This window comes from Streptomyces sp. cg40 (assembly GCF_050320165.1).
GTDB lineage: Bacteria > Actinomycetota > Actinomycetes > Streptomycetales > Streptomycetaceae > Streptomyces > Streptomyces hokutonensis.
This window is the reverse complement of sequence record NZ_CP190128.1, coordinates 10,266,211-10,290,735: the sequence shown is the minus strand read 5'-3', so window position 1 is coordinate 10,290,735 and position 24,525 is coordinate 10,266,211. Positions and strand designations below refer to the sequence as shown.

At 71.0% G+C, this 24,525-nt stretch carries 13 protein-coding genes; 8 read left to right on the top strand and 5 right to left on the bottom strand.

Annotated features, from left to right (window positions below):
• Window positions 1–2 precede the first annotated feature (2 nt).
• From ACQHII_RS46350 to ACQHII_RS46330, 5 genes are all read right to left on the bottom strand, one after another.
• Window positions 3–704, bottom strand: a complete 702-nt coding sequence (locus tag ACQHII_RS46350) for a hypothetical protein (RefSeq protein ID WP_427924948.1) — start codon at window positions 702–704, stop codon at window positions 3–5.
• Window positions 649–1,710 (bottom strand): GSCFA domain-containing protein, encoded by a 1,062-nt coding sequence (locus ACQHII_RS46345; protein WP_427924947.1) that lies wholly within the window; start codon window positions 1,708–1,710, stop codon window positions 649–651. Before ACQHII_RS46345 ends, ACQHII_RS46350 begins: the two co-directional genes overlap by 56 nt.
• 10 nt (window positions 1,711–1,720) lie before the next feature.
• Window positions 1,721–10,837, bottom strand: a complete 9,117-nt coding sequence (locus ACQHII_RS46340; protein WP_427924946.1) for an amino acid adenylation domain-containing protein — start codon at window positions 10,835–10,837, stop codon at window positions 1,721–1,723.
• Window positions 10,837–14,841, bottom strand: a complete 4,005-nt coding sequence (locus tag ACQHII_RS46335) for a non-ribosomal peptide synthetase (RefSeq protein ID WP_427924945.1) — start codon at window positions 14,839–14,841, stop codon at window positions 10,837–10,839. The genes ACQHII_RS46340 and ACQHII_RS46335 overlap by 1 nt, the downstream gene beginning before the upstream one ends.
• 683 nt (window positions 14,842–15,524) lie before the next feature.
• A complete protein-coding gene (locus ACQHII_RS46330) occupies window positions 15,525–15,965 on the bottom strand; it encodes a RidA family protein (protein WP_427924944.1) in 441 nt (146 codons plus the stop codon).
• A gap of 144 nt (window positions 15,966–16,109) precedes the next feature.
• Between ACQHII_RS46330 and ACQHII_RS46325 the strand changes: the two genes are divergently transcribed.
• The 8 genes from ACQHII_RS46325 to ACQHII_RS46290 all read left to right on the top strand — a co-directional run bounded on the left by ACQHII_RS46325 (window position 16,110) and on the right by ACQHII_RS46290 (window position 24,450).
• Window positions 16,110–16,934: a fumarylacetoacetate hydrolase family protein gene (locus ACQHII_RS46325; RefSeq protein ID WP_427924943.1), complete on the top strand. Its 825-nt coding sequence runs from the start codon at window positions 16,110–16,112 to the stop codon at window positions 16,932–16,934.
• 2 nt (window positions 16,935–16,936) lie between these two features.
• Window positions 16,937–17,422, top strand: a complete 486-nt coding sequence (locus ACQHII_RS46320; RefSeq protein WP_262061655.1) for a cupin domain-containing protein — start codon at window positions 16,937–16,939, stop codon at window positions 17,420–17,422.
• Complete coding sequence (locus ACQHII_RS46315; RefSeq protein WP_427924942.1) at window positions 17,419–18,372, top strand: acyl-CoA thioesterase; 954 nt, start codon at window positions 17,419–17,421, stop codon at window positions 18,370–18,372. The genes ACQHII_RS46320 and ACQHII_RS46315 overlap by 4 nt, the downstream gene beginning before the upstream one ends.
• Window positions 18,373–18,433: 61 nt before the next feature.
• A complete protein-coding gene (locus ACQHII_RS46310) occupies window positions 18,434–20,092 on the top strand; it encodes an AMP-binding protein (RefSeq protein WP_427924941.1) in 1,659 nt (552 codons plus the stop codon).
• On the top strand, window positions 20,089–22,458 hold the full coding sequence (locus tag ACQHII_RS46305) for a bifunctional salicylyl-CoA 5-hydroxylase/oxidoreductase (protein ID WP_427924940.1): 2,370 nt from the start codon (window positions 20,089–20,091) through the stop codon (window positions 22,456–22,458). Before ACQHII_RS46310 ends, ACQHII_RS46305 begins: the two co-directional genes overlap by 4 nt.
• Window positions 22,455–22,910, top strand: a complete 456-nt coding sequence (locus ACQHII_RS46300) for an acyl-CoA thioesterase (RefSeq protein WP_427924939.1) — start codon at window positions 22,455–22,457, stop codon at window positions 22,908–22,910. The genes ACQHII_RS46305 and ACQHII_RS46300 overlap by 4 nt, the downstream gene beginning before the upstream one ends.
• A gap of 12 nt (window positions 22,911–22,922) precedes the next feature.
• Window positions 22,923–23,768 (top strand): PaaX family transcriptional regulator, encoded by an 846-nt coding sequence (locus tag ACQHII_RS46295; RefSeq protein ID WP_427924938.1) that lies wholly within the window; start codon window positions 22,923–22,925, stop codon window positions 23,766–23,768.
• 85 nt (window positions 23,769–23,853) lie between these two features.
• Window positions 23,854–24,450, top strand: a complete 597-nt coding sequence (locus ACQHII_RS46290) for a VOC family protein (protein WP_427924937.1) — start codon at window positions 23,854–23,856, stop codon at window positions 24,448–24,450.
• Window positions 24,451–24,525: the final 75 nt, after the last annotated feature.

Sequence of the window (24,525 nt, the reverse complement as noted above, 5' to 3'; positions counted from 1 at the left end):
GTTTACAGGCCTCGGTCGAGGAGTTCGGACACGACGAGCCGGCCGAAGGCGAGGCTGCCGTGGATGGTGTCGTCGGGCTGGCAGAAGGCGGGGCGCTGCACGCCGGTCGCATCGGTGACGCGGGAACGCAGATCCACCAACTCGGCGCCTCTTGAGTTGAGTTCGTCTACGACGATGTCCTGCGCGGCGAAGAAGACGTCCGGGTCGGACATGCCGGGGACGCGCTGCGGCGGCAGGGGTGCCAGTACGCGCAGTCCCAGGGCGGCGGCATGGTCGTAGAAGGCGAGCGCGCCCCGGACGGTCGCGCGGATCAGGTCGGCGAAGAGGGTGCTGCGGAGGAAGGTGGTCGCGACGGTGCCGTGCCGGTCGCGGTAGAGGTCCCAGTTCTGCCGGGTGGCGACGGTGTGGGCGCTCAGGCCGAAGGTGCACACCAGCGGGACCCGTAGTGCGGCGAGCGCGGGCACGTCGAGAGTGTCGAGGAACTCGCGGTACAGCCGCTGTGTCTCGGACTGCCGGAAGGTGAGGTCGTCAGTGTCGGTATCGGTGTCGAAGAAGGGCCCCAGGAAGTCGCGCCCCGATCCCAACGGGCCTCCCACGAAGGACAGTTCGGCCGCCTGGGCGGCGCGGCCGATGCAACCGGCGTGGGAGTCACCGAGCAGAAGGAAGCGGGCGGGGGTTGTAGTAGTCGAGTACTGCGTCGTCACACCGGTTGTCCTCTCCGCCGTCGACGAGGGTGGGGGTGATGGGCGTGGTGGTGGTCCGGCCCTGGACGGCCTCGAAGAAGTGCCGCATCACAAAGGCCACCCCGTCGGGGCTGACCGTGCGGAGGTTGGGTTCGTAGAAGGCCGCCCGGTAGGGGTGGCCGGTGACGATCTCGTACGACGGGAAGTAGTCGATGTCGGTGCTCTCGTCGGCGAGTTGGCCGGCCGCCGCGCGCAGGACGGACTTGGAGTGGGTGGTGGCGACGAGGGCATGGCGGCCGGTGGCGGTCGCCGTCAGGGGCACCGGGGAGACGGTGAGGATCATACGCAGCCGGGAGTTGACGGTGCGGGCCAGGGCGAGCAGGGACGTCAGGTCGTCGTGCACCTGGGCCACCGTGTGGTTGCGCAGTACGTGCCGGGCGGGGTCGAAGGTGCCGCGTACGGTTCCGGGGCACATCGGCAGCACCGTCCCGGTGCGGATGTCGTGCCAGGCCTCGGTCAGACCGAGGGTGAAGACGAGGACGTCGGCCTTGGTGAGGGCGGTGCGGACGGCGGCGAGGGTGGTGTCGCGGGAGCGCAGCAGGTCGGCGGGCGAGGCGAAGCCGTCCGGTTCGACACTCGGCCGGTACGGGTCGTGGAAGGCGCCGTCCTGCGCCCAGATCTCCTCGGGCGGTTTCTCTTCGTCGAGCGCCCAGGCGATCCACTGGCGCAGGGCGGCGGCGGTGTAGATGTTGCCGGTGCGGAAGGAGAAGCGGCGGTAGCCGCGCGCCGACCGCTCCGCGCGGGTGAGACCCGGCGGCGGCGGTTCGGCGTCGTACCAGTGCATGCCCTCCTCCAGGAGGGCCCGTCCGATGTGGGCGGCGAAGCAGGATCCGGCGGTGACGACGGGATCGTCCTGGCCGATGGTGAACTTCGGCGTCCACAGGTCGGTGATGTCGAGCGGGTCGGGTTCGGCGACCGCGGTGCGCCAGAAGGACCGCTCGGGCAGACGGGTGTAGGGGTGCCGCACGGTGACCTCCTCAGGATCGTCCGACGGGATGGCGCAGAGCGCGCTCGGAAGCGGCTGTCGCGAGTGCGGCGGCGATCGCCTGCACGTGGGGTTCGGCTACGAGTTCGTAGTGGGTGGCGTCGAGGTGGTGGAGGCGGTAGGGGCTGGGCAGATGGGCGTCCCAGGCGCCGGGCGCGGTCGGCTCAGGTCTCAACAGCCCTTCCTCCACTGGGCGTTGGGCGAGCCATACCTCGGCGGGTGTCGATTGCAGTCGTGGCAGCCGGTGTTCGGCCATGGCCGCGAGGTTGGTGCGGCAGCAGTGTGCGAGGCGTTCGGCGTAGGCTCGGCCGGACTCCGAGAGTGGTCCGCCGCCGTTGCCGCTGAGTTCGCGGGCGAACACGGCGTCCACCTGCTGTTCGTCGTAGGCGGCGAGGCCTTGGTCGGCGCCCGGTGGCGGTGGGTCGAGGAGGTGGACGGTCTCGACGGGTCTGCCCTCGGCCTCGGCGAGTGCCGCCATGGACAGGGCGGTCCAGGCGCCGAACGACCAACCCGTAAGGCTCAGGCGGTAGTTGGGGTCCGGGAAGGCGGCCCGCACCGCCTCCAGGTAGTGCGCGGCCCGGTCGGCGATCGACCGGGCGGGCAGTCCCGGGTCGCGCAGTTTCGGGTCGGCGATCAGGCAGACGGTCGACTCGGCGGGGAGGGCGGCCACCAGTGGGCGGTAGGCCTGGATGTCGCCGCCGACCGGATGGACCAGGCACAACACGTCCGGGCCTGGCCCTCGTTGCCACACTTCGACGGCCACCTCGGCGGACGCGCGGCGGGTTCCGGTGTCGAGGTGACCGAGGATCTCGGCGAGGCTCACCCGGTGGCTGAGCCGGGAGAGGTCGATGTCGGTGCCGTGGCGGCGTTTCACCTCGTCGATGAGTTCCAGCAGGGTGAGCGAGTCGGCACCCAGGTCGTACAGCGCCGCCTCGGGGTCGACGGTGTCCACGCCGAGGAGGTCGCGCAGGATCTCGGTGAGGTCGGCGGCGGGGTCGCCGGGGGTGGGGTGCGCGGCGAGCACCGGCCTGGACTCAGCGACGGACTCCGACTCGTGCTCGCGTTCGCGCTCGTAGAAGTAGTGGGCCTCCGTCAAGGGCGTGGTGTTGACCAGCAGGTGCGGCAACTGCAAGTGCAGGGCCCGTTCGAAGACCGCCGCGCCGTCCTCGGGAGTGAGGGCCGCCCTCAGGTGGTCCTGGTGGCGGGCGTCGGCGGTCAGGGCGTGCTGTGCCATGCCTACGTCCCGCCAGGCGTCCCAGCCGATGCTCATACGGACGGTGGCGTCGTCGGCGCCGGGTGGTGTGTGGTGGGCGTAGGCGTCCAGGCAGGCGTTGGCCGCCGCGTAGTCGAACTGTCCGACTCCCCCGAATCTGGCGGCCATTGACGAGCAGTAGGCCGCGTAGTCGGGGTCGTACTCGGCGATGATCCGCTCGACCAGCAGGGCGCCGCGCAATTTGGCGGCCGTGGCACGGCGGGCGGTGGCAGGGTCGCGGCGGACGAGGAGCCCGCCGGCGGCGGTACCAGCGGCATGGACGACGCCGGCGAGGCCGTCGAGGTGCGGGGCCAGCAGGTCTGCGACCGTGTCCAGGTCATCGGTGGCGAGGTCGGCCGGGACCAGGGTGACGCGGTCCTGGTGTACGCGCAGCGCGGGTGGTGTCCCGGTCCCCCGGGCGACGAGGACCACACGGTTGCCGGGGTGTTCCAGGAGGCGGGCGGCGAGGGTGGTGCCGATGCCACCGGTGCCGCCGAGCACCAGGTGGGTTCCGGGAACGGCCGTACGGACGGCGGTAGTTGGGGGCTCGGGGGTTTGGACCGGCTGAAGGGTGCGCTGCCACCAGAAGCCGTCGCGCAGGCCGGTCGACGGATCGGTGACCGTGTCGTCCAGGAGCAGGTCCGGCAGCTGGGCCGCCCAGTCGGCCGGGCGCGGTCCTGGCAGGTCGGTCCAGCGCAGGGTCACGCCCAGTTCCTGCCGGGGCACTTCGAGGGCGGCGGCGAGCAGACCCGCCTCGGGGGTGCGAACGGGACCCGTGACCGGCTGCGCCCCGTGGGACAACAGCCAGGCGCGGGGCCGTTCGACTTCGGGGATCTGGGCGAGGGCCCGGGCAAGAGCCGCGACGGTGTCGAGGCAGGCCCACTGGGCCCTCTCCAGCGCCTGGTCGTCGAGGCTGCCGTCGAGGGCCAGGGGCAGGGTGTGCAGCCAGTCGACGCCGGAGCCGGCCCGCCGGGTGATCTCCGCCAGTACGAGGGCGAGTTGATCGGTATCGGCGGGATCGGCCTCGTAGCGGTCCTCGTCGAGCCGGGCGAATCCCTGCCCGGCGCGCACGGTCACCACGCGGGCGTAGTGCCGTTCCAGGAACCGCCACGCCGGGCCGTCCGCGTCCGGCGCGGTGACCACAACGGCGGTCCGCCGTGGCTGGTGGGCGCCGGTGCGGGCACGGCGCAGACGTGTCCACAGCGGCTGGTGCAGCCACAGACCGGCGGGCAGCCGCTGCGGGGCACTCCCGGCCTCGGACTGGTCCGTTCCGGGCGCGCGCCGGAAGTCGTACTCCGCCGTGTCGAAGGCGGGCGGCGGAAAGTCCCAGGGCGCGGGCGCGGGTCCCTCGGGCCATACGAGGGTGTGTCCGGCCGTCCATGCCTCGCAGAGGGTGCGGGGGTCCCGGTCCGATGCCTTGAGTTCGGTCTGCGCGAGCGGCTCGCCGACCTCACCGAGCGCATCGAGCCACGCAACAGCGGAGGCGACGTCTGGGCACACGGCCGCCGCCCGATGGCCGAGCGCCGGCCGCCCGGCCTGGAGGTGGCGCAGCACCTGCGGGTACGTGTCGGGGTTCGCCTTCAGGTAGTCGGCGATACGGCGCCCCTCCGCGCGTACGGCAGACGCGGAGCTGCCGGACAGCACCAGACACGGCACCGACTCGGACGGAACGGGGCCGGGCTCCGACAACTCCCCTTGTTCCAGCAGCAGATGGGCGTTGGTCCCGCCGATGCCGAAGCTGCTGACGGCGGCCACTCTCCGGGTGTCGGACGGCCAGGGTTCGGCGGTGACGGGTATGCGGAACGGCCCGTCCTCGATCTCGGGGTTGAGCCGGTCGAAGTCCGCCGTCGGCGGAACGACCCCGTGGTGCACGGCGAGCACGGCCCGCACCAGGCCGACGACGCCCGCGGCGGCGCCCAGGTGCCCGATCTGGCTCTTCACGGAGGACAGTGCCACGCGCGGCGCGTCGTCCGCGAGCCCGTACGCCTGCCGCAGCGCGGCCGTCTCCACCGGGTCCCCGAGCCGGGTGCCGGTGCCGTGTGCCTCGACGTAGCCGAGGTCGGTGCTGCTACGGCCGCTGCGGTGCAGGGCGGTGCGGATCGCGGCGCGTTGTCCGGCCAGGGCGGGGGCGCTGTAACTGAGTTTGTCCGAACCGTCGTTGTTGATGCCGGAGCCGGTGACGACGGCGTAGACGGTGTCGCCGTCGCGGCGTGCGGCGGCGAGCGGCTTGAGGACGACGACGGCGGTGCCGCTGCCCCCGATGGTACCGGCGGCGTCCACGCTGAAGGGCCGGCAGTGGCCGTCCGGCGAGAAGATGTGCTGCGGCCGGTAGGTGTAGCCGTCGGTCAGGTCGATGTCGACGAGGACCCCGCCGACGAGCATCACGTCGGCGTCGCCCTGCCGGAGCATCCCGGCGGCCACGTGTACGCCGACGAGGGAGCTGGAGCACGCGGACTGCACGGTGAAGGCGGGGCCGGTCAGCCCGAGATGGTAGGCGGTCTTGGTGGCCAGGAAGTCCTTCTCGTGGTGCAGCGCGAGCCGGAAGGAGTCGGGCAGTCGGTCCGGTTCGGCCTCGCGCAGCATGCGCTGGAAGTACGTGTTCTCTCCGCAGGCGGCCAGGAGTCCGACCCGGTGGGCCGCCGGGTCCGCGATGCCTGCGTGGGCGAGTGCTTCGACGCAGTTCATCAGGAGCTGTCGTTGCTGGGGGTCCATGAGTCGGGCCTCGTGCGGGCTGATGGTGAAGCGGCCCGGGTCGAAGGCGAGCGGCCCGGCGAGCTGGCTGCGGGCACCGACCCGGCCGTCCGCCGTCGGGAAGTGCTCGATGCCCCGACGGCCGGAGACGACCAGGTCCCAGAAGGCGGCCAGGTCGGGAGCGCCCGGCAGCCGTACGGCCATTCCGATCACGGCGATGGGTTCGCCCACGGGTCGCGGCGCGTCAAGGGGCATCGAATCCGTACGACCCTCCGACGCGCGTCCCTCGATGAGCCGGGCCAGTGCGCGGAGGCTGACGTGCTCGAACAACTCCGGTACGCCGAAGGCAAGTTGGTCCTCGCCCGCACACCGAAGCTGGAAGCGCATCAGGTCCAGGCTGGTGGCACCGGCGTCGAAGAACCGCTGCTCGACACCGATCCCCTTGCCGGTCACCGTCTCGAACAGGGCGGCCAGCCGCGCTTCGAGAGGAGACAGTGCGGCCTGGGTGATCGCGCCCGCCGGGCGCAGTTCACGGCCCTGGACGGTAAGTGCCGCCCGGCGGTCCAGTTTGCCGCTGGGGGTGCGCGGCAGTTCCGTCACGCGGCGGAACCGGCTGACGCGCACATAGGCGGGCAACTGCCCGGACAGATGGTCTCCGAGGTCCTTCGGGTCGGGGTCGCCGCCCCGGCATTGCAGGCAGGCCACCAGCAGCCCGTCCGCCACCGCCGCGACGGCATGGGTGATGCCGGGGTACTGCAACAGCGCGGCCTCCACCTGGCCCAACTCCAGACGGTGTCCGCCGAGTTTGACCTGACTGTCGTCGCGGCCCGCGTAGTGCAGCAGGCCGTCCACGTCGAAGCGCGCGAGGTCGCCGGTGCGGTAGAAGATGCCGAGGTCGGGGTCGTCGGTGAAGCGGTCGTGGTGCGGTGCCTCGTCGCCGAGGTAGCAGCGGTGGGCCATGAGGCCGCCGATCAGCAACTCGCCGGTGACGCCCGGCGGGACGGGATCGCCGGCCTCGTCGACGACCCGCAGGACGGCATTCGCGACCGGCCGTCCGATCGCCGGCCGCAGCGGCCAGGCGGCGGGATCGCCGTCGAGGCGGAGGCCGCTGACGACGTGGGTCTCGGTGGGGCCGTAGTGGTTGAACAGGCGGGCGTCCGGCAGTCCGGCGAACCAGCGGCGGATCGCGTCCGTGCACACCAACTGCTCCCCGGCGGTGACGACTTCACGCAGCCGGGACGGGAACGTCCCGGTGCGCACGCCGTGTTCGGCGAGCAGTTGCAGAGCGACGTACGGCAGGAAGATCCGCTCCGCACCCCCGGTCTCCAACTCCCTGAGCAGGGATGGGACATCGTGCCGCCAGGCGGGTTCGACCAGGCGCAGCAACCCCCCGGAGCACAGGGTGGTGAAGATCTCCTGGAAGGAGACGTCGAAGGACAGCATGGAGAACTGCTGGGTGACGGCGGGTCCACGCAGGCCACCGTCGGTGCGCTGCCAGGTCAGCAGGTTGCACAGGGTCCGGTCGAAGACCTGGACGCCTTTGGGCTCACCGGTGGAGCCGGACGTGAACAGGGTGTAGAGGGGACGTGCTCCTTGGTGTGCAGGAGTGTCGGGCGCGGCGGCCGGGGCGTCCGCGAGGGTCAGAACGTGCCGAGGCAGAGACATCGGCGCGATCGCGGCGAGGGCGTCCTCGTCCTCCGGTGTCACGAGCACGCACAACGGGTCGGCCCGGTCGAGCACATGGCGCAACAGGGGCGGCGGATAGGCGGGGTCGAGCGGTACGACGGTGAGGTTGAGCCGGGCCGCCGCCAGGAGAGCCACGATGTGTTCGGCGGAGGGCCGGAGATGGAGCGCGACGGCCGCCGGTGCTGCGGGATCGGCCGGGAGACGGGCGGCCAGGACGCTCGCCAACCATGCTGCCTGCGCATCGAGTTCGGCGTAGGTGAGGGACAACTCGCCTGCGGCGACGGCCGGTCCGTGCGGATTCCGGGCCACTTGCCGGGCGAAGCCCTCGGCAACGGTGGCGAAGTCCGCCGGCCGAACAGGACCTCGGCCGTGATCGGGCAGGGCGCGGCGGTAGTCGGCGACCAACTCGCGCAAAGTCATGCCGGTGTCGCCGGTCAGGTGGTCGAGGGCCTGGCGGAAGAGTCGGGCCGCGCCCCGGGCGCGTTCGGCGCCGAGGTCGTCGCGGTACTCCCACAGACAGTCGAAGCCGCCCTCGTGCTCCACCACCGACAGGGTGAGCGCGCATTTGGCACCGAGCGGCTCGGGCCACAGCGGCCGTACGTCGCAGCCGTCCAGCCGCAGTGCGGAGAAGTCGGTGTTCTCCAGCACGAACAGGTAGTCGAACAAGGGGGTTCGCTCGCCGAAGGCGCGGTCCGCGAGGACGTCGGCGAGGGCGACCTCCTGGTCGCGCAGCACGGCGTGCACGACATCGGCGTGCTCTGACAGCTGAGCGTCCAATGAGCGGTGCGGCTCCATCGGCAGGTCGAGGAGCACGGTGTTGGCGAACATGCCGACCGTGTCGGCGAATTCGAGCCGGGGACGGTTCGCGACCGGCGTGGCGATCAGCGGGCGGCCCTGACCGGTGACACCGTAGACGCTCGCGGCGAACGCGGACACCAGCAACTGGAACCGGGTCAGGCCGAGTTGTGCGGCGCGCCGGTCCAGCGCGCTGCGGCGGACGACGTCGAGCGTGGTGCGCAGCAGGCGGGCCCGTGGCGCGTAGGAGGCCGGCAGTGCGGGTGACGGTTCGCCGTCGCGGCCGTAGTGGGAGCGCAGCCGTGCGCGACGGTCCTCGTAGGCAGCGCTCGTGTGCCAGGCGCGCTGCCAGTGGGCGAAGTCCAGGGGCGTATGGGCCGAGCCGTCGGCGATACCGGCGTCGGTGATGTCACTGAGGAGGAGATTCAGCGACCAGCCGTCCACGGCGACGTGGTGCAGATGCAGCAGGAGCAGTCCGCCGTCGGCCTCCGGCACCCAGGCCGCCCGCAGCATCCGGCCCTCGGTGAGGTCGAAGCGGTGGTCGAAGAAGCGGTCGGCGGTGTCCTGCCACTCCTCGTTTGGACGGGCTTCGAGGAGTTGCCACGGATCGTAGGCATCACCGGTCCGCTGGAGCAGCCCGTCCGGGGTGGGAATCAGCCGGGTGCGCAGGGCGACATGCCGTTCCACCAGGCCACGCACCGCGCGGTGCAGGGCCGCCGTGTCGACAAGCCCCCGGACCCGGAAGGCCAACGGCACATCGTAGGACCGGTCTTCGGGCGTTCGCCGGTGCAGCAGCCACAACCGCTCCTGCTCACTGGTGGCGGGCGCGGTCGTTGCACCGGCGGGGCCGGGTACGGGTGGGTGTTCTCCTACGGCCGTTTCGGCGGCGTCGACGGCGTCCGCGAGGGCGGCGAAGTCGGCGCGCAGGACCAAGTCGTGCGGGAGGTCGACGGCGTAGCGGCCGAGGATCTCGAAGCGGAAGCGCAACGCCTTCAGCGAGTCGCCGCCACTGGCCGCCCAACGGTCCCCGGGGCGCAGGCCGTTGACGCCGAGGATGTCCTCCGCGACCTCCAACACCCGCCGCTGCCCAGGGCTGACGGACGGCGCGTCGCCTTCGGGTGTGCCGCGCCACGGGGTGCGGGCACCGCGCAGCAGGGCCTCCCGGTCGACCTTCGCGTTGGCGTTGCGCGGCAGTTCGGCGACGAGGTAGGTGTGGTGGGGCCGCATGTACGAGGGCAGGGTCGCGGCGAGGTGGCGGTCGTAGGTGTCGTAGGAGAGGTCGTCGCCCAGGACGAGGAAGGCGAGCAGTTCGTTGCGGTCCTCGGTGTCGCGGCGGGTGCACACGTAGGCCTGGCGCACGGCGGGCTCGGACAGGATCTGCCGTTCCACCTCGCCCGGTTCGATGCGGAAGCCGCGCACCTTGACCTGGCGGTCGGCCCGGCCGACGTAGGTGATCCGGCCCTCGGTGTCCTGGCGTACGAGGTCGCCGGTGCGGTACCAACGCCCTTGTGCGGCCTGCTCGTTCGGCAGGCGTACGAAGCTGTGGGCGGTCCGCTCCGGGAGGTTGCGGTAGCCGAGGGCCAACGCAGCTCCGGAGAGCAGGAGTTCGGCCACCTCGCCCGGTTCGGCGGTGCGGCCGTCCTCGGTGCGCAGGAGGATGCCGGTGCCGGAGAGCGGGGTGCCGATGGGAATCGTGTCGCCGGGGAAGTCGCGTGGGATGGGGTGGCAGAGGGCGAAGGTCGTCGCCTCGGTCGGCCCGTACACGTTGTGCAGGACGGTGTGGGCCTCGGGGTTGGCCTCGTACCAGCGGCGGACGATACGGGTGTTGAGCTGTTCGCCACCGACGAGGACCTGAGCGACGGTGGCGAAGCAGTCGGGGACCTGCTCGACAACCGCGTTGAAGAGTGCCGTCGTGATGAACAGCGTGTCGACGCGGCGCTCGACGAGCGCCCTCGCGAGTCCCGGCGCGCTGTGCACCTGGCTGTCGTCGAGTACGACGCAGACACCACCGGTCAGCAACGGGACCCACACCTCGAAACTGAGCGCGTCGAAGGCGGGGTTGGCCAGACACGCGATACGCATCCCGGGTCGCAGATCGAGATAGCCGGGCCGGGCAAGCCGCAGCACTCCTTCGTCAGTGACCTCCACGCCCTTGGGATGCCCTGTGCTGCCGGAGGTGTAGAAGACGAAGCCGGTGGCGGTGTCGCCCGGGTGTCCCGCGGACAGGGTGGGCAGGCCGGTGCCGTCGCCGCTCAGGAGCAGATCGACGTCCAACACCGGCAGATGTGCGGCCAGTTGGGGACCAGCCCCATGAATCACGGCCACCACCCCCGCGTCGTCGAGGATGTGGCGCTGCCGGTCGGACGGGCTGAGGCGGTCGAGGGGGACGACGGTGGCTCCGGCGCGGCGGATGCCGAGCATGACGCACACCAACTGCCAGGAGCGCGGCAACTGTACGGCCACCGCGTGTCCAGGGCGCACTCCGGCCGCGTGCAGACGCGCCGCCACCCGGCCGCTGGCCCGTACGAGTTCCGTGTAGTCGAGGAGTCGGTCGCCGTCCTCGACGGCGGGAGCGGCGGGGGTGCGGCGGGCCTGGGCGAGGACGGTCTCGGCGAGGGAGGCAGTCCGTGCGGGGGGCGGGTCGAGCGGTGCTGGGAAGGTGCTGGGGGTGGATCGGAGGTCCATCACGCCTCCCGTATCGGCAGGGCCAACTGGGCGGTGTGGTGGTCCAGTTCGGCGCCGAGCAGGGTGCCGACCCGGGCCGCTCCGACGCCCTCCAGGATCTCCCAGTGGTCGCACTCCAGCGTCTCCACCCGGAACGCTCCCTCGGCCCTGCACTGCCAGAAGTCACGGACCTCGGCGTGGAAGGGGGTGTCGGTGCCGTCCGGTACGGCCTGCGCGAGGATCAGGCGGGCCGGGGAGGCTGCCGGGAGGTGTTCGCGGGCGGTGAGGCGGTTGTGGTTGTAGAGGTGGAAGTAGCGGTCGACCTGGGCGTCGTCGATGCCGGGGTACATCCCGTTGAACCTCACGAGTTTGTCGCGGAACTCGGTCGCGTCGACGGCGCCGATCTCCGCGCGGGCGGACGCGTCGTCGGTGGCCTGGGTGTCCAGAAGGACGACACTGACCGCGCGGTGTCCGGCGGCGGCCAGGAGGCGTCCCATCTCGTGGGCGACGAGGCCGCCGTAGGACAGACCGGTCAGGACGAGGGGCTGGTCGTCGAGCGGTTCCAGGAGGCGCAGGTATGTCTCGGCCATGGCCTCCACCGTGGGCAGGAGGTCCTCGCCGGGGTTCACTCCCGGGGACTGGATGCCGTAGAGCCCGACCGTCTCGGGCAGGAGGGTGGCCAGGGGCAGGTAGCAGAACGCGGTGCCGCCGGCGGGGTGGACGCAGACCACGCGCGGGCCGCTGCCGGGGCGGAACTCGATGAGGCTGCCGGGGACTTGGGCGGTGCCGTCCTCGCGGAGCAGCGCGGCCAGGGCCTCGATGGTGGGGCGTGTCATCACCTCGCCGACGGGGAGGCGGCGGCCGAAGGTCTCGGTGACGGCGTGGGCCATCTTGATGGCCGAGAGTGAAGTGCCGCCGATCTCGAAGAAGTTGTCGCTGACGCCGATGTCGGGGTGGAGCAGGATGCGCTGCCAGATCCGGTAGAGGCCGTGTTCGACGTGGTCGCGCGGGCTGGCCGTGTTGACCTGGTCGGAGGTCGACTCCTGGGCCAGGCGCAGGAGTTGGGGCCGGTCGAGTTTGCCGCTGTGGTTGAGCGGGAGCGCGTCGAGGTCGAGGAAGACGGCGGGGATCATGTAGTCGGGGAGGCGGTGGGCGAGCGCGGTGCGCCAGTCGTGGGCGGTGCGGGCGGGTGCCGTGCCCCGGCCGATTCCGGCGATGAGGCGGGGTTGGCCCGTCGCGTCGTGGTCGACGAGGACCGCTGCTTCCCGTACGCCGGGCAGGGCTGTGAGCGCCGCCTCGATCTCGGCAGGCTCGATCCGGAAGCCGCGCAGTTTGACCTGGTCGTCGGCGCGTCCCATGAAGTGGGTCTGCCCGTCCGGCAGTCGACGGGCGAGGTCGCCGGTGCGGTAGATCCGCTCGCCGGGCACGAACGGGTCGGGCAGAAAGCGTTCCTTGGTGAGGTCGGGGCGGCCGAGATAGCCGCGGGCCAGCGACGCTCCGCCGAGGTAGACCTCGCCCACGACTCCGGGCGGGACGGGTTCCAGGCGGCCGTCGAGCACGTACATGCGGGTATGCGGCAGCGGGCGGCCGATGGGGCACTGGCGTTCCAGTGGGCGGGGGTCGTAGTAGGCGGTGCCGTAGAGGGTCGCCTCGGTGGGGCCGTAGCCGAAGCAGATCCGCAGGCCCGGGAGGTGCTGCGTCATGCGGTGGAGTGCGGCTTCGGTGAGCGACTCGACGCCGGCGAGCAGCTTGCGCAGGGGCAGTCCGCGCAGTCGTACGGCGGGGTCCTCGTCGATCCACTTGACGTAGGCGGGCGGCAGGAACGCCTGGGTGACCGCGTGTTCGCGCATCCACGCCAGCAGGGCCTCGGGGTCGCCGCGCAACTCCTCGGGGACGATGTGCAGTTCACCACCAGTGGTCAGCGGCAGCAGCAGTTCGTGGATCGAGGCGTCGAAACCGATACCGGACCAGGCGGAGCCGGCCTCGCCGGGGGCGGTGCCCATGCGGGCGTGCCAGGTCGCGAACAGGTTGAGCACACTGCGGTGTTCGACCGCGACGCCCTTGGGCCGACCCGTGGACCCGGAGGTGAAGATCACGTAGGCCAGCTGGTCGGGTGTGCGGTCGATGTCCGCCGGTGGTCCCTCGCGGGTCACTCCTTCGGCCTCTACGGTGCCCAAGTCGAGCCATTCCGGGGCGCGTTCGGAGCTTTCGTGGTCGCTCAGCACGAGGGGGCAGGCGGCGTCCTCGATCATGCGGGCGAGACGTTCGGCGGGCTGGCCCGGGTCGAGCGGGAGGTAGGCGGCACCCGCCTTGAGGATGCCGAGAATGCCTACGGCCAGGTCGCGGGAGCGTTTCGCGTGCAGGCCCACCACGTCGCCTGGGCGGACGGACCGGGCGACCAGCGCGTGCGCGAGGTGGTCGGCGCGACGGTCGAGTGCCGCGTAGTCCAGCGAACCGTCCCGGTCGACGACGGCGGTCTGGGCGGGGCGCTCGCGGACCTGCGTCTCGAAGAGTTCGACGAGACCGGACGCGGAACGCAGGGCGGTCTCCGCCGGGTTGGGCGGGGCGACGTCGCCATACCCGTCGAGGAGCACCCGTCGACGTTCGTGCGGGGTCATCAACTCCAGTGCCCGGATGTCCCGTTCGGGGTGGCGGACCATGTCGGCGAGCAACTGTCGGAGATGGCCGGACCAGCGCTGGGCGGTGTCGGCATCGATGAGCGCGGTCGCGTAGTCCAGGTGTCCGGTGATACGCCCGTCGGACTCGGTCGCCGACAGGGCGAGGTCGAACTTGGCCGGGGCGTGGGCGATCGGCAGCGGCTCGGCCTCGACTCCGGGCAGGTGCAGCAGGCCCCGCCGGTCGGGCTGCCAGGCGAGCATGGTCTGGAACAGGGGCGTGCGGGAGGCGCTGCGCGGCGGGTTGACCAGTTCCACGATGCGTTCGAAGGGCAGGTCCTGGTGGGCGAGGGCCTCGCGTACGACGGCGCGGGTGCGGGTCAGGGCCTCGGCGGCGGTGAGGGATCCGGAGAGATCGATGCGCAGCGGGAGGGAGTTGACGAGGAAGCCGATGAGACCGGCCGCTCCCGGACCGCGCCGGCCCGCGAACGGGCTCCCGACAACGATGTCCTCCTGCCCGGAAAGCCGTGAGAGCAGGATCGCCCAGCCGGTCAGCAGGGCTACATAGGGGGTGGCGCCGTGCCGTCTCGCCAGGCCTCGGAGTCCGGCGGTGACCTCGGCGTCGAGGGTGAACTCGGCCCGCCCGCCCGCGTATTGCTGTTCCGCCGGCCGTGGGCGGTCGGTGGGCAGTTCCAGGACGGGCGGGGCATTGTCGAGCGCGCGCAACCAGTGGGTCTCCTGAGCGCCGAGCTCGGCTTCGCGCTGGGCGCGCGCGTGGTCCGCGAACTGCACCGTGAGCGGCGGCAGGGGGTTCGGGGCGCCTACGCCGAACGCCGCGTAGAGCTGCCCGAGTTCGTCCATCATGACGTTCATCGAGACGCCGTCGTAGATGCTGTGATGGAACGTCAGGAGCAGGACGTGGCGTTCGGGTCCCGTAGCGAGCAGGCGGCCTCGGCCGAGGGGGCCGGCCTCTAGGTCGAACGGCCGTTGCGCCTCGTCGAGTTGACGGGCGGCCACCAGCGCGCCTGCGTCGTCGGCTTCGGCTTCGGCTTCGGCTTCGGCTTCGGCTTCGGCTTCGGTGAGGTCTTCCCGGGTCAGGGTGAATCCTGCGCCCGGCGGGTCGATGTGCTGGTGCACGTCCCCTTCCGTGGCCACCAGCCTTGTCCGCAGCGTCTCATGACGATCCGTCAGTGCGTCGAGGGCACGGGACAGCAGGTCCGCGTCGAGCGGGCCGACCAGAGTGAAGGCGATCGTCTCGTTGTACGCGGCGTTCGCGCCCGGCAGCTGGGACAGGAACCACAACCGCTGCTGGGCGAAGGAGGCGGGCCGGACGCGCGTCCCCTCCGGGCCGTGCGGGGGTGTTTCGGTGGACGCGCGGGGAGCGGGGACAGGGTGGGGGGTGTGGTGCACCGGCGGTACCTGGCCTTCCCATCGGTGTGGGGCTGGGTGACATCGGGGCGCGACAAACCGGGATCACCGGGCTGCCGACGGTCCGCAAAGGGCGCGCTCGCCGTCGAGCGGGTGCCGTGAGGGGGGCAGGAGAGGTGGCGGGCGGGGGGCCGACGGCCGGGACGCGCAGGGCCGCCGAAAGCGGCCCGGGGATTCGACAATTCGATGCACGAAATCGCTGGCCAATTACTTGGTCACGTCATTTTCCTGTTCCCTCGGATTCCCTTCCGGAACTCCGTGACGCAGTCGTAATCATCGATCACACGCTCAGGGCATGTCAACACTTGATATTTCCCGGAGCCGCACCCGGACGTCACCTCGAAAAGGAATCCCACGAAACCCCCATATGGGAAGAACGCCTCCACACCGTCACACAACTTCCCCCACAGGAAGGCGAATCGGCCGCCGGAGCGGCGAGACGGGCAAAGAAGTCTGCCCATTTCGGCAGACCAACTGAATTGAATGTTTGAAATCCGCGCCACTCGGCAGGGATGTCAGAATGGCCGTGCGTCGACCGGAAGCGGAACCCCCACAACGGGGGTCGCGAAATGCTCGCATTGTTCCGGCAGCAAGAAGCCCCCGCCGACGTGCGACGAGGGCTCACGCGAGATCGAGGCCGGCGTTCACCTACCACCGGGTACCCGTCACAGCCCGGCGGCCTTCCCCTCCGTCGGCCGGACGAGCCGCTCCTCCGGGATGACCGCGACGCCGAGGATCTCGATCATCGCCTCCGGCTGCCAGAGCGCGGTGGTGCCGATGCCGGCCATCGCCGGGTAGACCGGGCCCGCGAGCTCGCGCCAGACCTTCCCGATCTCCTTGCCATGCGCCTGGTAGTCGGGGATGTCGGTGAGGTAGATCGTCAGGCTGACCAGGTCCTCGGGGATGCCGCCGGCGGCCCGCAGCGTCGTCAGCACATTGCCGAACGCCTGCCGGAACTGCTCGACGATGCCCCCGGGGACGATCCGCATGTCCGCGTCCAGGGCCGTCTGTCCGCCCAGGTGGAGCGTGTTGCCGCTCAGGGTGCCGTGCGAGTAGCCGCTCGGCGCGGGGAGCGAGGGCGGGTTCACCGGGATCGGAGTCGTCATTGCGGGTTCCTCCTCGGACGGGCTGATGCAGGCAGCGTAACCCATCTATTGACTGTTTTAGACGGTCGTGAAAATCTCGCTATATCGCCGACGCGGCTCGGCCCCCGACCGCCGTCACCCCGAGCACCCGAGGGAGCACCGCCCATGAAGCTCGCCACCGTGGCCAACGAAGGCCGCACCACGGCCGCCGTCCTGGACGGCGACCGCTGGCGGGCGCTGCCGGCCGACGACCTCTCCGCGCTGTTGGCGACGACGGCCCCCGACCGCCTCGCGGACCTCGCGGAGGCCGAACTGCCGGGCGCCACCCCGGTGTTGCCTCTGCCGTCGCCGCGCAAGGTCGTCTGCTGCGGCCTCAACTACGCCGACCACATCACCGAGATGGGCCGCGAGCTGCCCAAACACCCCACCCTGTTCGCCAAGTTCGCCGACACGCTGACCGGCCCGGAGGACGACCTGTCCCTCCCGCCCGGTCTCGACGTCGACTGGGAGGCGGAGCTCGCGGTGGTGGTCGGGGCCGAGCTGAAGGGCGCGGACCGGGACACGGCCGCACGGGGGATCGCCGGGTACACGGTCGCGAACGACATCAGCGTGCGGGACTGGCAGAAGCGCACGCTCCAGTGGTTCCAGGGCAAGGCCTGGGACCGCACCACCCCGCTGGGCCCGGTGGTCGTCACCCCCGACGAGCTGGACCCGGTCGCGGGCGTCGAGGTGATCTGCCGGGTCAACGGCGTCGAGCGGCAGCGCGGCAACACGCGCACGCTGGTGTTCGACGCGGCCGACCTGCTCGCCTATGTCTCCACCTTCACGGTTCTGCGTCCCGGCGACCTCGTGCTCACCGGCACTCCCGGTGGCGTGGGGTCGGGCATGACCCCGCCGGTCCATCTGGCCGACGGCGATCTCGTCGAGACCGAGATCCCGGGCATCGGCACCCTGCGCAACCGTCTCCGTCTCACCGACTCCAGGAGCTGATCATGGAACCCGATTTCTCCAAGTACGTCCTAGAGGGCGACAACTCCTTGTACGCCAACGAGTCCGGCCTGGTCGTACCGGTCGTGACCCGCGCGGGCCTGGAGGTCGGTGACACCGGCCAGTCCGCGGGCGCGAGCCGGATCTCCGGTGTCTCCGTGCAGCACACGCCGGCCACCAAGCTGTGGTTCGGGAAGGTGAGCAACGAGTCGGGCTACCGGTCGGTGCCGCATCACCACGGCGAGGCGGAGACCGGCGGCTACGTCCTCTCCGGCCGGGCCCGGATCTACTTCGGCGAACGCTTCGAGGACTACCTCGACCTGTCGGAGGGCGACTGGGTATTCGTCCCGCCGTTCATGCCGCACGTCGAGTGCAATCTCGACCGCAACAACCCGCTGACCTGGATGACGACCCGCACCCCGGAGAACATCGTGGTCAACCTGGAACAGGTGGCGGACGCCGACCTGCGCGACTGGCTGGACCGGCCGTGAACGACTTCCAGAGCACCGGCGCCGACGCCCGGAGCACCCGCACCGACGTCCGGTCCGTCCCGACCTCGGCGACCTTCACCGCCGCCATCGCCCTGACCCCCGCCGAGCCCGAGCACTTCGACCTCGCCTTCACCGCGACCACCCAGCCCTGCCCCTGGCCGAAGGCGTACGGCGGCGACATGGTGGCGCAGGCCGCCGCAGCCGCGATGCGCTCGGTGGAGGGCAAGACGCTGCACTCGATGCACTCCTACTTCCTGCGGCCGGTCGACATCGGCGCCGAGGTCCGCTACGAGGTGGAGCTGCTGCGCGACGGCCGCGGCTACGCCACCCGGCAGGTCCGCGGCTTCCAGAACGGCAAGCCCGTCTACACCTGCCTCGCCAACTTCGCCGCGGGCGAGCCGGGCGCCACCTTCGCCGCCGAGCCCCCGGCCGGCGTCCCGGATCCCACCGAACTACCCAGCTCCGCAACGTACTTGCGCGACACCACCGCATCCCGGGGCACCATGACAGACACCTCCGAGGAGTACTGGAGCGGCGGGCGCAGCTTCGACATGCGGCACGTGCCCGGCCCCGTCTACCTCACGGTCGAGGGCGAACGCGTGCCCCAACAGGCCGTGTGGGTAAGGCCGTTCGACGCGCTTCGTCCCGTCGACGGCCTCACCGACGAGCAGCGCGACCTCGCCGCGCTCGCCTACGTCTGCGACTACACGATCCTCGAACCCGTCCTGCGCATGCTCGACCTGTCCTGGGCACAGCCGGGAGTCGTCACCGCGAGCCTCGACCACTCGATGTGGTTCCACCGGCCGGGTCCCATGGACGAATGGCTCCTCTACGCCCAGGAGGCCGTCGCCGCCGACTCCGGTCGCGGCCTCGCAGTCGGCCGCTTCTTCACCTCCTCCGGTACCCACCTGGCCACCGTCGCCCAGGAAGGCCTGATCCGCAGCTCTTGACTCCCACGCAGCTTCTGATCCCTGCACGGCCCGCCGCCGGCCTGCGGAAAGGAACCTCCCGATGGACCAGTTGGACCCCATTGCTCTCTCGCCCTCCGCCTATCCGGACACGTTCGCCCGCGACCACCTCCCGCCGCGCGCCCAGTGGCCGGTACTGGAGTTCACCACCGACGACCTCCAGTACCCCGAGCGCCTCAACGCCGGCACCGAACTCATCGACGTACCCACCGCCGCCTTCGGCCCCGACCGCCCGGCCCTGCGCACACCGGACGGCGAGGTGTGGACCTACGGCGAACTGCTGCGCCGTACCAACCAGATCGCACACGTCCTCACCGAGGACCTCGGTCTGGTCCCCGGCAACCGAGTCCTTCTGCGCGCCCCCAACAACCCCTGGATCGTGGCGTGTTGGCTTGCCGTCCTCAAGGCCGGCGGCATCGTCGTCACCACCATGGCGGCGCTACGGGCCCGTGAACTCACCCCCGTCGTGGAGAAGACCCGCCCGGCCGTCGCCCTCGTGGACCACCGGTTCACGGCGGACGTCGAAGCCGTACGCGACTCGGTCCTGCCGGACCTCAGGATCGTGGTGTACGGCGGCGAAGGACCCGCCGACCTGACGCGCCAAGTGGCGGCGAAACCAGGGGAGTTCACGGCCGTCGACACGGCCGCCGACGACGTCGCCCTCTTCGGACCCACGTCCGGCAGCACCGGCGTACCGAAGATCACCACCCACTTCCACCGCGACATCCTGTCGATCGACAACACCTTCGGACGGCACACGCTGCGGCTACGGCCCGACGACCTCGTGTCGTGCACGGCGCCTCTCGCCTTCACCTTCGGGCTCGGCATCCTGGTCGTCTGCGCCCTGCGGGCCGGTGCGTGCGCGCTGCTGACGGAGGCGGTCGCGCCGGAACCGCTGGCCGAGCTGGTCGCGGAGGCGGGGGTCACCGTGCTGGCGACCGCGCCGACGGCGTACCGGCAGATCCTCAAGGCCGGGAAGGCGGACCGGCTGCACGGTCTGCGGGCCGCTGTCAGTGCCGGGGAGCACATACCGGAAGAGGTGTGGCAGCAGCTGCACGAGGAGACCGGGATCAAGGTCATCGACGGCATCGGGGCCACCGAGATGATCCACATCTTCATCTCCGCCGCCGGTGACAACATCCGACCGGGATCGACAGGAAGGCCGGTCCCCGGATACCGCGCCACCGTCCTCGACCTGGACGGCGAGGAGGTCGGCCCGGGTGTCGAGGGGCGGCTGGCGGTGATCGGCCCGGTCGGCTGCCGCTATCTCGACGACCGGCGCCAGGAGAACTACGTCGTCAACGGCTGGAACGTCACCGGCGACACCTTCGTCCGCGACGAGGACGGCTACTTCTACTACCGCACCCGCACGGACAACATGATCGTCTCCTCCGGCTACAACATCGGCGGCCCCGAGGTCGAGTCCGCGATCAACACCCACCCGGACGTCATCGAATCGGCCGTGGTCGCCAAGCCGGATCCCGAACGCGGCTCGGTCGTCTGCGCGTTCGTCGTCCTGGCCGAGGGGGTCGCGGCCGACGACGCCAAGGTCAAGGACATCCAGGACCACGTCAAGGCGCAGCTGGCGCCCTACAAGTACCCCCGCGCGGTGCGCTTCCGCGACTCCCTGCCCCGCAACACCAGCGGAAAGCTCCAGCACTTCCTGCTGCGTCAGATCGTCGAGAAGGAGAACCAGGCATGAGGATCGCCATCGTGGGCGGCGGGCCGGGCGGGCTGTATCTCGCCGCGCTGATGAAGCAGCTCGACCCCGGCCATGAGATCACCGTCTGGGAACGCAACGCGCCCGACGACACCTTCGGCTTCGGTGTCGTCTTCTCCGACGAGACCCTCGGGGGCATCGAGAACGCGGACACCGTCGTCCACGACGCGATGGAGAGCCGCTTCGCCCGCTGGACGGACATCGACATCGAGTTCGACGGCCACCCCTTCACCGTCGGCGGCCAGGGCTTCGCGGCGATGGCCCGCAAGGACCTGCTGCACATCCTCCAGGAACGGGCGGCCGAGCTCGGCGTCACCGTGCACTACCGCGCCCTCGCCCCGGACGTCGACGAACTGCGCCTGTCCTACGACCTCGTGGTCGCCGCCGACGGCATCAACTCGGCGGTGCGCACCAAGTACGCCGACGCCTTCGTCCCCTCCCTCGACCAGCGGACGAACAAGTACATGTGGCTGGGCACCGACCGGGTCTTCGAGGCCTTCCAATTCCTCGTCAAGCAGACCGAGTTCGGGACCATGCAGATCCACGGCTACCCCTTCTCCGACGGCGGTTCGACCTTCATCGTCGAGATGGCCGAGGACGTGTGGCGCAAGGCGGGCCTCGACTCGACGGAGGGCATCCAGTTCCCGCCCGGCATCAGCGACGAGGAGTCGGTGGCCCGGATCCGCGAGATCTTCGCCGACGAGCTCGCCGGCCACAGCCTCCTTACCAACAACTCCCGTTGGCTCAACTTCACGACGGTCCGCAACGAGCGCTGGCACCACCACAACGTGGTTCTGCTCGGCGACGCGGCCCACACCGCGCACTTCTCGATCGGCTCCGGCACCAAGCTGGCCATGGAGGACGCCCTCGCGCTCGCCGCGTGTCTGCACGAACACCCCACCGTGGACGAGGCGTTGACGGCGTACGAGACCGAGCGGCGCCCGGTGGTGGAGTCCACCCAGCGCGCCGCCCAGGCCTCGCTGGAATGGTTCGAGAACATCGGCCGCTACACCGACCAGGATCCGGCGCAGTTCTGCTTCAACCTGCTGACCCGTTCCCGCCGGATCACCTTCGACAACCTCAAGGACCGCGACCCGGGCTTCGCCGACCTGATCGAGCGCGGCTTCGCGGACGCCCAAGGCCTGGCCGAGTCCGCCCCTGCGATGTTCCAGCCCTTCAGCATCGGCGGCCTGGAGCTGAAGAACCGGATCGTGGTCTCGCCGATGGACATGTACTCGGCCGTCGACGGAGTGCCGGACGACTTCCACGTCGTCCACCTCGGCTCCAAGGCGCTCGGCGGCGCGGGCCTGGTGATGACCGAGATGGTCTGCGTCTCCCCCGAGGGCCGCATCACCCCCGGCTGCACGGGCCTGTGGAACGACACGCAGCGCGAGGCGTGGGCGCGGGTCACGTCCTTCGTCCACGACCGCAGCACGGCGAAGATCGGCCTCCAGCTGGGCCATTCGGGCCGCAAGGGCTCAACTCGCCTCATGTGGGAGGGCATTGACGAGCCCCTGCCCGAGGGCAACTGGCAGGTCATGGGCCCGTCACCGCTGCCCTACGGCACGGGCTGCCACCAGCCGCGCGAGATGACGCGGGCCGACATGGACGCCGTGGTCGCCGACTTCGTGTCCGCCGCCCGCCGGGGCGCCGACGCGGGCTTCGACCTGCTGGAGGTGCACGCGGCCCACGGCTACCTGCTCTCCTCCTTCCTCTCCCCCGTCGCCAACCGCCGCACCGACGAGTACGGCGGCGACCTCACCAACCGGCTGCGCTTCCCGCTGGAGGTCTTCGACGCCGTACGGTCCGCCTTCCCCGCCGACCGCCCGGTGACGGTACGGATCTCCGCCACCGACTGGGTCCCGGACGGGAACACCGAGCACGACGCGGTCGAGATCGCGCGCGCCTTCGTAGCGCATGGCGCGGCGGCCGTGGACGTGTCGTCCGGCCAGGTCACCAAGGACGAGAAGCCGGCGTACGGCCGCTCGTACCAGACCCCGTTCGCCGACCGCATCCGGCACGAGGTGGCCGCTCCGGCGGGCGCGGCGGTGATCGCCGTAGGAGCGATCTCGTCGTACGACGACGTCAACTCGATCCTGCTCGCCGGGCGCGCCGACCTGTGCGCGCTGGGCCGTACGCACCTGTACAACCCGCAGTGGACGCTCCAGGCCGCCGCCGAGCAGGAGTACCGAGGAGCGGGCGCCGACTGGCCGGTGCAGTTCGCGGCAGGCCGCCGCAAGCCGCCCACCTCACGGACCGACGCGGTGCGTCCGCGCCTGGCGCTGCTGCGCGAGACTCCGCGGGACGCCGTGCACCTGCGGTGGACCCCGGGCGGGGCGGCGGAATGAGCGTCCCCCACGCCGTCCACCGCACCCGCGTGGAGTGGATCGACACCGACGCCGCCGGGATCTACCACAACACCACCGTCGTCCGGTTCGCCGAGGCGGCGGAGGCCGAGCTGATGCGTGCGTACGACATCCCGGGCTACTTCCCGGTGGCCCCGAGGGTGCGCTACGAGGTGGAGTTCGAGGCGTCGATCCGGTTCGGCGAGGAGGTCGAGACGCGGGTCGAGCTGATCCGCCTCGGCCGGTCCTCGATGACCTTCGGCTTCGAGGTGTGGCGCGCCGCCTCCGGGGGCGGGCCGCGCCGGCGCGCGGCCCGGGGCAGCTACGTCACCGTGCACGTCCCCGACAAGGAGACGGGCGGCAGCGCACCGTGGCCGACGGCCTGGCGTGCGGCGCTGGGCGGGACCGGCACGGCGGCCGACCTGGCCGAACCGGACGCCCGTGCGGCGCACTAAAATAATCCGATCATGACGGCAAGCGATCTCGTTGACGACAGCCCGGGCCAGCCCGCACCTCCGCGATCCCTGATCGTGACGGTCTACGGCCTCTACGCGCGCGAGGTCGGCGGCTGGATCAGCGTGAGCGCGCTGATCCGGCTCCTCGCCGAGCTGGACGTCGACGCCCAGGCGGTCCGTTCCTCGATCTTCCGGCTGAAGCGCCGCGAGATCCTGGTGGCCGAGCGCCGGGACGGCCGCGCGGGCTACGCGCTCTCGCCGTACGCCCGCTCCGTCCTGGAGACCGGTGACCGCCGTATCTTCGAGCGCCACGCGGCCACCGACGACGGCTGGGTCATCGCGGTCTTCTCCGTCCCGGAGAGCGAACGGCAGCATCGTCACCAACTCCGATCCCGGCTGGCCTGGTTGGGCTTCGGCACGGTCTCCTCCGGGGTCTGGATCGCCCCCGCCCACGCCCTCGACGACACCCGCGACCATCTCCTCCAGCACGGCCTGGAGCAGTACGTCGACCTGTTCCGCGCCGACTACGTGGCCTTCGGCGATCCCGCCGAACAGGTGGGCCGCTGGTGGGACCTGGAGGCGCTGCAGAAGCTCTACGACGATTTCGTCGCGGAGTTCACGCCGATGGCCGGGCGTTGGGCCGGTGGCGCGCTGTCCGACCAGGAGGCGTTCATCGACTACGTCCACGTCCTCACCGCCTGGCGCCGACTCCCCTATCTCGACCCGGGCCTGCCCGACACCCTGCTCCCCGCCACCTGGTCGGGCACGACGGCCGCGGACCTCTTCGCCTCGCTCCGGAGCACCTTGGCGGATCCGGCACACGAGTTCGCCGGCGGCCTGCTGACCGAGAATTCGTGATCCTCTGACGTGCAGGACAGCGACTGACCTACTTCCTGCCTAGTGTCGCCGCCGACAACGGACTTCGGCGAAAGGTAGGACCACGATGTCCGAGCAGAGCGGCAACGCACCGGCGGGCTGCACCACCGTCGCACCCTGGGTCGTCACCGACGACACGGGAGCGTTCCTCGACTTCGTCACCCGGGCGTTCGACGGTACGGAACTGGGGCGGGTGGCGACCGAGGACGGCTCGATCGGCCATGGCGAGATCCTCGTCGGCGACACCGTCGTGCTGGCCTTCGACCGCCACACGGACTGGCCGGCCATGCCGAGTCTGCTGCGTGTTTTCGTCGCCGACGCGGACAGGACGTTCGCCCGTGCGGTCGAAGCCGGCGGCCGGGTCGTCACCGCGCTCGCGGACAACGCCTTCGGACAGCGGGGAGGGCGGATCAAGGACCCCTTCGGCAACATCTGGTGGGTGGTCAGCCACATCGAGGACGTCTCCGAGGACGACATGTGGCAGCGGCTGCGGGATCCCGTGTACGCCGAAGCCATGCGCGTCGCCCAGGAGACGCTGGACGCCGAGCTCAGTGGTCGGCCCGGCGGGCGCAGCAGCGCACCGGTCAGGGCGACCGGTCGGCCGAACAGGGTTCGAAAAAACGGCATGGCCGGTCCGGAAAACCGGCTACCACATGCCCGTTGACGAGGTTTCAGCCGTCAACTGGCCTGCCACCGGCCCCTCGACGAGTGTCGAAGCGCCGTAGACTATACGAACTGG

Coding starts and splice junctions, on each gene's coding strand:
- ACQHII_RS46325 (WP_427924943.1), top strand. CDS start 16,110: ATGAAGCTCGCCACCGTGGCCAACGAAGGCCGCACCACGGCCGCCGTC.
- ACQHII_RS46310 (WP_427924941.1), top strand. CDS start 18,434: ATGGACCAGTTGGACCCCATTGCTCTCTCGCCCTCCGCCTATCCGGAC.
- ACQHII_RS46340 (WP_427924946.1), bottom strand. CDS start 10,837: ATGGACCTCCGATCCACCCCCAGCACCTTCCCAGCACCGCTCGACCCG.
- ACQHII_RS46295 (WP_427924938.1), top strand. CDS start 22,923: ATGACGGCAAGCGATCTCGTTGACGACAGCCCGGGCCAGCCCGCACCT.
- ACQHII_RS46300 (WP_427924939.1), top strand. CDS start 22,455: ATGAGCGTCCCCCACGCCGTCCACCGCACCCGCGTGGAGTGGATCGAC.
- ACQHII_RS46320 (WP_262061655.1), top strand. CDS start 16,937: ATGGAACCCGATTTCTCCAAGTACGTCCTAGAGGGCGACAACTCCTTG.
- ACQHII_RS46330 (WP_427924944.1), bottom strand. CDS start 15,965: ATGACGACTCCGATCCCGGTGAACCCGCCCTCGCTCCCCGCGCCGAGC.
- ACQHII_RS46290 (WP_427924937.1), top strand. CDS start 23,854: ATGTCCGAGCAGAGCGGCAACGCACCGGCGGGCTGCACCACCGTCGCA.
- ACQHII_RS46305 (WP_427924940.1), top strand. CDS start 20,089: ATGAGGATCGCCATCGTGGGCGGCGGGCCGGGCGGGCTGTATCTCGCC.